Below are 7500 nucleotides of genomic sequence, written 5' to 3'. Positions count from 1 at the left end.
CGAGCCGGGCCAGATGGTCCGCGTCACCGACGGCCCGTTCAATGATTTCAATGGCGTCGTCGAAGAAGTCAACTACGAGAAGAGCCGTCTGCGCGTCTCGGTGCTGATCTTCGGTCGTGCCACCCCGGTCGAACTCGAGTTCGGCCAGGTCGAAAAGGCCGTCTGACCGGTTTTGTAGAGTCGAGCCATGCTCGACTTTGCGGGTCAGTCGAGCATGGCTCGACTCTACAAGAGGAACCGGGCTCAGCCCGGTTTCGTTCGTTTACGTGCCGCTTCAGGCATGTGAAGAAAAAACCTGATATAGTGCGCGGCTCCCCGCTGGGAAGCCAGCAGGATGAAGCCGCCGCAAGGCGGCCTTCAGCATGATTTCAAAACGCGATGCCGGGACGCGTGATTCCCGGTCCGATGGGGAGCCTGTTGTCGCAAGGCGCTAGCACCCGGAGAGCATACTCATGGCAAAGAAAGTTGTCGGTTACATCAAGCTGCAGGTGAAGGCCGGTCAGGCCAACCCCTCGCCGCCGGTCGGTCCTGCGCTGGGTCAGCGCGGCCTGAACATCATGGAATTCTGCAAGGCGTTCAACGCTGCCACGCAGAAGCTCGAGCCGGGTCTGCCGGTTCCGGTGATCATCACGGCCTACTCGGACCGTACGTTCACCTTCATCACCAAGAGCACCCCGGCCACCACCCTGCTGAAGAAGGCCGCTGGCATCTCGTCGGGCTCCAAGCGCCCGAACACCGAGAAGGTCGGCAAGGTCACCCGTAAGCAGCTGGAAGAGATCGCCAAGGCGAAGGAACCGGATCTGACTGCCGCCGATCTGGACGCCGCCGTGCGTACCATCGCTGGCTCTGCCCGTTCCATGGGCCTCGTGGTGGAGGGTTAATCAGATGGCACAGAACAAGCGCGAAAAGGCCATCAAGGCCGCCGTTGTCCCGGGCAAGTCGTACGCCTTCGAAGACGCGATCAACATCCTGAAGACCGCCGCCAAGGCCAAGTTCGTCGAGTCGATCGACGTTGCCGTGCGCCTGGGCGTCGATGCCAAGAAGTCCGACCAGCAGGTCCGTGGCTCCACCGTGCTGCCGGCTGGTACCGGCAAGTCGGTCCGCGTCGCCGTCTTCGCTCCGGCCGGTGCCAAGGCTGACGAAGCCCTGGCCGCTGGCGCCGAAGCCGTCGGTATGGACGATCTGGCCGAGAAGATGCAGGCCGGCGATCTGAACTACGACGTCGTCATCGCGACCCCGGACGCCATGCGCGTCGTCGGTAAGCTGGGCACCGTGCTGGGCCCGCGCGGCCTGATGCCGAACCCGAAGGTCGGCACCGTTTCCCCGAACCCGGGTGAAGCCGTGAAGAACGCCAAGTCGGGCCAGGTCCGTTACCGCACCGACAAGGCCGGTATCATCCACTGCACCATCGGCAAGGCCGACTTCGCCGAAGACGCGCTGAAGTCGAACCTGACCGCGCTGCTGCTGGACCTGATCAAGGCCAAGCCGGCGACCTCGAAGGGCACCTACCTGCAGAAGGTTTCGGTCAGCTCGACGATGGGCCCGGGCGTCACCGTCGACCAGTCGTCGCTGACCCTGAAGTAATTGTTTCAAGCGGTCACGGTACCCTCGGGCACCGTGACCGTGACATTTGAAGGCGTCGCCGGCAGTCCATCGCTGGCGGTAGCCGTCAAAGACCGCAGGCGCGGTCGTGGCAATACCGGCGACGGGCACGGAAGCTCGATATGGCAGGGAGTCGCCGCCGGAGCAGCAATGACCGCTTAATGGATTCTTCGGAATCAACCTGCGTAGATGGTGCCCTTCTGGAGTTTTTCTGGTTCACGCACGTCTGGGATCTTCCCCGATTGCACTCCAGGTCTGGAACGGCCCACCCCCGGAGCATCATTCCGATGTTCCCGGCGTCCAGGACGGATGCCGCACAGGACCGCACACGGCAGGAGCCGTAAGCGGAGTTCAATTGGAGGAGTGCAATGGCTCTCAATCTGTCCCAGAAGCAAGAAGTAGTCGCCGAGCTGGCAGACGTCGCCGCCAAGGCCCACTCCTTGATCGCAGCCGAATACGCTGGCACCACGGTCGCCCAGATGACCGCGATGCGCAAGCAGGCTCGTGAAACCGGTGTTTTCTTGAAAGTTGTCAAGAACACCCTGGCTTCGCGCGCCGTTGAAGGCACCGAGTTCGCAGTCGCACAGGACCAGATGGTTGGTCCGCTGCTGTACGCGTTCTCGCTCGAGGAGCCCGGCGCAGCCGGTCGCCTGATCAAGGAAGCCGCCAAGGGCAACGACAAGCTGAAGGCTAAGGTCGTCGCCATCGGTGGTGAAGTGTTCCCGGCGAGCCACGTCGAGGTTCTGGCATCGCTGCCGACCCGCGACCAGGCCCTGGCAATGCTGGCACGCGTCCTGGCCGAGCCGGTCACGATGTTCGCCCGCGCCATCAAGGCTGTCGGTGACAAGCAGAACGGTGGCGAAGCCGCTGAAGCCGCTGAAGCTGCTGAACCGGCCGCCGAGACCGCCTGAGTTTCGACTATTTAGTGGTTCCTGACGGAACCTCAACCCAGAAAATCATCCAAAGGTAATTATCATGTCCCTTACCAACGAACAGATCGTCGACGCCATCGCCGAGAAGTCCCTGATGGAAGTGATGGAGCTGGTCAAGGCCATCGAAGAGAAGTTCGGCGTCTCCGCCGCTGCTCCGGTTGCCGCCGCTGTGGCTGGCCCGGCTGCCGTCGTTGAAGAGCAGACCGAATTCGTCGTCACCCTGAAGTCCGCTGGCGACAAGAAGGTTGAAGTCATCAAGGCCGTCCGCGCCATCACCGGCCTGGGCCTGAAGGAAGCGAAGGACCTGGCCGAAGCCGGTGGCGTCCTGAAGGACAACGCTTCGAAGGACGAAGCCGAGAAGATGAAGAAGGACCTGGAAGCTGCTGGCGCGACTGTCGAAGTCAAGTAAGCACTTCCCTTGCATCGTCATCGATTCACGGCGATGCAGCCAAGGCTGGGGGCGTAAGCCTCCGGCCTTTGGTCGTTGTTGCGGTATCGGTTGAGTCGACTGTGTAGAGTCGACTGTTAGTCGACTGTTCAAGCAAGAAAAAGCCCAACACGGGCTGCGGTCACAACCTCGCCAGCCAGCGCCACGCGCGGCAGCAGGGCAGTAGATGCAGACGAGTTGGCAGTTGGAAGTAGCAAGAGAAGGCGTGCTGGTGCCGGCAATACCAGCGACTTCCAACTGACAATTTCAAGTTTCCTTCGGGTCGTGGGCGCACGGCCCGCACAACAAGGTGGAAGACCTCATGACGTCCTATTCGTTCACCGAAAAAAAGCGTATCCGCAAGGATTTCGGCAAGCAGCGCTCGATCCTCGAAGTGCCGTTCCTGCTGGCCATCCAGGTGGACTCCTACCGTGATTTCCTGCAGGAAAACATCGATCCGGCCAAGCGCGCCGATTACGGCCTGCACGCTGCGCTGAAGTCGGTCTTCCCGATCGCCAGCTACAGCGGCAATGCCGCCCTGGAATACGTCGGCTACAAGCTGGGCGAGCCGGTCTTCGACGAGCGTGAGTGCCGTCAGCGTGGCATGAGCTACGGTGCGCCGCTGCGCGTGACCGTGCGCCTGGTCATCTACGACCGCGAGTCGTCGACCAAGGCCATCAAGTACGTGAAGGAGCAGGAGGTCTATCTGGGCGAAATCCCGCTGATGACCGAGAACGGCACCTTCATCGTCAACGGCACCGAGCGCGTCATCGTCTCGCAGCTGCACCGTTCGCCGGGCGTGTTCTTCGACCACGACCGTGGCAAGACCCACAGCTCGGGCAAGCTGCTGTACAGCGCCCGCATCATTCCTTACCGCGGTTCCTGGCTGGACTTCGAGTTCGACCCGAAGGACGCGCTGTTCACCCGTATCGACCGTCGCCGCAAGCTGCCGGTGTCGATCCTGCTGCGCGCGCTTGGCTACAGCAACGAAGAGATGCTGGCCGAGTTCTTCGAGATCAACACCTTCCACATCAACCCGGATGAAGGCGTCCAGCTGGAGCTGGTGCCGGAGCGCCTGCGTGGCGAAACCCTGGGCTTCGACCTCGCCGACGGCGACAAGGTCATCGTGGAAGCCGGCAAGCGCATCACCGCGCGCCACATCAAGCAGCTGGAAGCCTCGGGCATTGCCGCCCTGGCCGTGCCGGACGACTACATCGTCGGCCGCATCCTGTCGCACGACGTGGTCGATGCCTCGACCGGCGAACTGCTGGCCCAGGCCAACGACGAGATCAGCGACGAGCAGCTGCAGAACTTCCGCAAGGCCGGCGTCGATGCGGTGGGCACCCTGTGGGTGAACGACCTGGATCGTGGCCCGTACCTGTCCAACACCCTGCGCATCGATCCGACCAAGACCCAGCTGGAAGCCCTGGTCGAAATCTACCGCATGATGCGTCCGGGTGAGCCGCCGACCAAGGATGCCGCGCAGAACCTGTTCCACAACCTGTTCTTCACCTTCGAGCGCTACGACCTGTCCGCGGTCGGCCGCATGAAGTTCAACCGTCGCGTGGGCCGCAAGGAAACCACCGGCGAAGCCGTGCTGTATGACAGCAAGTACTTCGGCGAGCGCAACGACGAAGAGTCCAAGCGCCTGGTCGGTGCCCACGGCGACAGCTCCGACATCCTGGACGTGATCAAGGTCCTGACCGAGATCCGTAACGGTCGCGGCGTGGTCGATGACATCGATCACCTGGGCAACCGTCGCGTGCGTTCGGTCGGCGAAATGGCCGAGAACGTGTTCCGCGTCGGCCTGGTCCGCGTCGAGCGCGCGGTCAAGGAGCGCCTGTCGATGGCCGAGTCGGAAGGCCTGACCCCGCAGGAGCTGATCAACGCCAAGCCGGTTGCCGCTGCCATCAAGGAATTCTTCGGCTCCTCGCAGCTGTCGCAGTTCATGGATCAGAACAACCCGCTGTCGGAAGTGACCCACAAGCGTCGCGTCTCGGCCCTGGGCCCGGGCGGCCTGACCCGTGAGCGCGCCGGCTTCGAAGTGCGCGACGTGCACCCGACCCATTACGGCCGCGTCTGCACCATCGAAACGCCGGAAGGCCCGAACATCGGCCTGATCAACTCGCTGGCCGTGTACGCCCGCACCAACAAGTACGGTTTCCTCGAGACCCCGTACCGCAAGGTCGTGGACGGCAAGGTGTACGACGAAGTCGAGTTCCTGTCGGCCATCGAAGAAAACGAGTACGTCATTGCGCAGGCCAACGCCCTGACCAATGCCGACAGCGTGCTGACCGAGCAGTTCGTTCCCTGCCGTTTCCAGGGCGAATCGCTGCTGAAGCCGCCGGCGGAAGTCCACTTCATGGACGTCTCGCCGATGCAGACCGTGTCGATCGCGGCCGCGCTGGTTCCGTTCCTGGAGCACGATGACGCAAACCGCGCACTGATGGGCGCGAACATGCAGCGTCAGGCCGTGCCGACCCTGCGTGCGCAGAAGCCGCTGGTCGGTACCGGCATCGAGCGCGCCGTGGCGCGTGACTCCGGTGTGACCGTCAACGCCCGTCGTGGTGGCGAGATCGTGCAGATCGATGCCGCGCGCATCGTGGTCAAGGTGGTCGAGGAAGAAATCGTCGGTGCCACCGACGCCGGCGTCGACATCTACAACCTGGTCAAGTACACCCGTTCGAACCAGAACACCTGCATCAACCAGCGTCCGCTGGTCCAGGTGGGTGACGTCATCGCCCGCGGCGACGTGCTGGCCGACGGTCCGTCCACCGACATCGGCGAACTGGCCCTGGGCCAGAACATGCTGATCGCGTTCATGCCGTGGAACGGCTACAACTTCGAAGACTCCATCCTGCTCTCCGAGCGCGTGGTGGAAGAGGATCGCTACACCACGATCCACATCGAAGAGCTGACCTGCGTCGCGCGTGACACCAAGCTGGGGCCGGAGGAAATCTCCGCCGACATCCCGAACGTTTCCGAGCAGGCGCTGAACCGCCTGGACGAAAGCGGCGTGGTGTACATCGGTGCGGAAGTCCGCGCCGGCGACATCATGGTCGGCAAGGTCACCCCGAAGGGCGAAAGCCAGCTGACCCCGGAAGAGAAGCTGCTGCGCGCGATCTTCGGCGAGAAGGCTTCGGACGTTAAGGACAGCTCGCTGCGCGTTCCGCCGGGCATGGACGGCACCGTCATCGACGTGCAGGTCTTCACCCGCGACGGCATCGAGAAGGACAAGCGCGCCCGCCAGATCGAAGAGTCTGAAATCAAGCGCGTCAAGAAGGACTTCGACGACCAGTTCCGCATCCTGGAAGCGGCCATCTACATGCGTCTGCGTTCGCAGATCGTGGGCAAGGTGGTCAACGGTGGTGCCGGCCTGAAGAAGGGCGACGTCATCTCCGACGCCTACCTGGACGGCCTGAAGAAGGCTGACTGGTTCGCCCTGCGCATGAAGGACGAGGACGCTTCGGAAGCCATCGAGCGCGCCCAGAAGCAGATCCAGGCGCACGAGAAGGAATTCGAGCGTCGCTTCGCCGACAAGCGCGGCAAGATCACCGCCGGCGACGACCTCGCCCCGGGCGTGCTGAAGATGGTCAAGGTGTTCCTGGCCGTGAAGCGCCGCATCCAGCCGGGCGACAAGATGGCAGGCCGCCACGGCAACAAGGGTGTGGTCTCCAACGTGGTGCCGGTCGAGGACATGCCGTACATGGCCTCGGGTGAAACCGTGGACATCGTGCTGAACCCGCTGGGCGTGCCGTCGCGTATGAACATCGGCCAGATCCTTGAAGTGCACCTGGGCTGGGCAGCCAAGGGTCTGGGTCGCAAGATCCAGGCGATGATGGAAGCCCAGGCTGCGGTTGCCGACCTGCGCAAGTTCCTGGACGACATCTACAACCACGACGACACCAACGTGGCCAACCGTGTCGACCTGTCGCAGTTCAGTGACGAGGAACTGCTGCGTCTGGCCCGTAACCTGACCGACGGCGTGCCGATGGCTACCCCGGTCTTCGACGGCGCCACCGAAGCGGAAATCAAGCGCATGCTGGAACTGGCCGACCTGCCGAGCAGTGGCCAGACCCAGCTGTACGACGGCCGCACCGGTGAAGCCTTCGACCGCCACACCACCGTCGGTTACATGCACTACCTGAAGCTGAACCACCTGGTCGACGACAAGATGCACGCCCGTTCGACCGGTCCGTACTCGCTCGTCACCCAGCAGCCGCTGGGCGGCAAGGCGCAGTTCGGTGGCCAGCGCTTCGGTGAAATGGAAGTCTGGGCGCTGGAAGCCTACGGCGCGGCCTACACCCTGCAGGAAATGCTGACGGTGAAGTCCGATGACGTGCAGGGCCGCAACCAGATGTACAAGAACATCGTCGACGGTGAGCACGAGATGGTCGCGGGCATGCCGGAATCCTTCAACGTCCTCGTGAAGGAAATCCGCTCGCTGGCCATCAACATGGAACTGGAAGACAACTGATCCATGCCGGCGCGGCGGGGCGCCCCCCCCCCGCGGGGCGGGCACTGGAAGCCCCAAGACCC

Annotated in this window: 6 protein-coding genes (1 of these 6 only partly in view); all 6 read left to right on the top strand. The window is 63.1% G+C overall.

Annotated elements, in window-relative coordinates:
* Positions 1–166: the 3' end of a transcription termination/antitermination protein NusG gene (gene nusG / locus IAE56_RS19765; protein ID WP_108748649.1), read on the top strand. 395 nt of this gene lie to the left of the window's left edge; only the last 166 of its 561 coding nucleotides appear in the window; the start codon falls outside the window, past its left edge; the stop codon is at positions 164–166.
* A 286-nt stretch (positions 167–452) separates the two neighbouring features.
* The gene (gene rplK / locus IAE56_RS19760; protein WP_004145248.1) at positions 453–881 is read left to right on the top strand and encodes a 50S ribosomal protein L11; all 429 of its coding nucleotides are present in this window, start codon (positions 453–455) and stop codon (positions 879–881) included.
* A 4-nt stretch (positions 882–885) separates the two neighbouring features.
* Entirely contained in the window at positions 886–1584 is a 699-nt protein-coding gene (rplA, locus tag IAE56_RS19755; RefSeq protein ID WP_200753701.1) for a 50S ribosomal protein L1, read from the top strand.
* 386 nt (positions 1585–1970) lie between these two features.
* Positions 1971–2513 (top strand): 50S ribosomal protein L10, encoded by a 543-nt coding sequence (rplJ, locus tag IAE56_RS19750; protein ID WP_200753700.1) that lies wholly within the window; start codon positions 1971–1973, stop codon positions 2511–2513.
* A gap of 64 nt (positions 2514–2577) precedes the next feature.
* Entirely contained in the window at positions 2578–2943 is a 366-nt protein-coding gene (gene rplL / locus IAE56_RS19745) for a 50S ribosomal protein L7/L12 (protein ID WP_108767846.1), read from the top strand.
* A gap of 340 nt (positions 2944–3283) precedes the next feature.
* Positions 3284–7438, top strand: coding sequence for a DNA-directed RNA polymerase subunit beta (gene rpoB, locus IAE56_RS19740; RefSeq protein WP_079220749.1), 4155 nt, complete (start codon positions 3284–3286; stop codon positions 7436–7438).
* Positions 7439–7500: the final 62 nt, after the last annotated feature.

The sequence above is a fragment of the Stenotrophomonas sp. S41 genome (genome assembly GCF_016624625.1).
Classification (GTDB): Bacteria; Pseudomonadota; Gammaproteobacteria; order Xanthomonadales; family Xanthomonadaceae; genus Stenotrophomonas.
Note: the sequence above shows the minus strand (reverse complement) of the source record. Positions and strands in the feature narration are given on the sequence as shown.

Excerpts from the sequence above, each read along its gene's own strand:
- rplK (WP_004145248.1), top strand. The coding sequence starts at position 453 with ATGGCAAAGAAAGTTGTCGGTTACATCAAGCTGCAGGTGAAGGCCGGT.
- rplA (WP_200753701.1), top strand. The coding sequence starts at position 886 with ATGGCACAGAACAAGCGCGAAAAGGCCATCAAGGCCGCCGTTGTCCCG.
- rplJ (WP_200753700.1), top strand. The coding sequence starts at position 1,971 with ATGGCTCTCAATCTGTCCCAGAAGCAAGAAGTAGTCGCCGAGCTGGCA.
- rplL (WP_108767846.1), top strand. The coding sequence starts at position 2,578 with ATGTCCCTTACCAACGAACAGATCGTCGACGCCATCGCCGAGAAGTCC.
- rpoB (WP_079220749.1), top strand. The coding sequence starts at position 3,284 with ATGACGTCCTATTCGTTCACCGAAAAAAAGCGTATCCGCAAGGATTTC.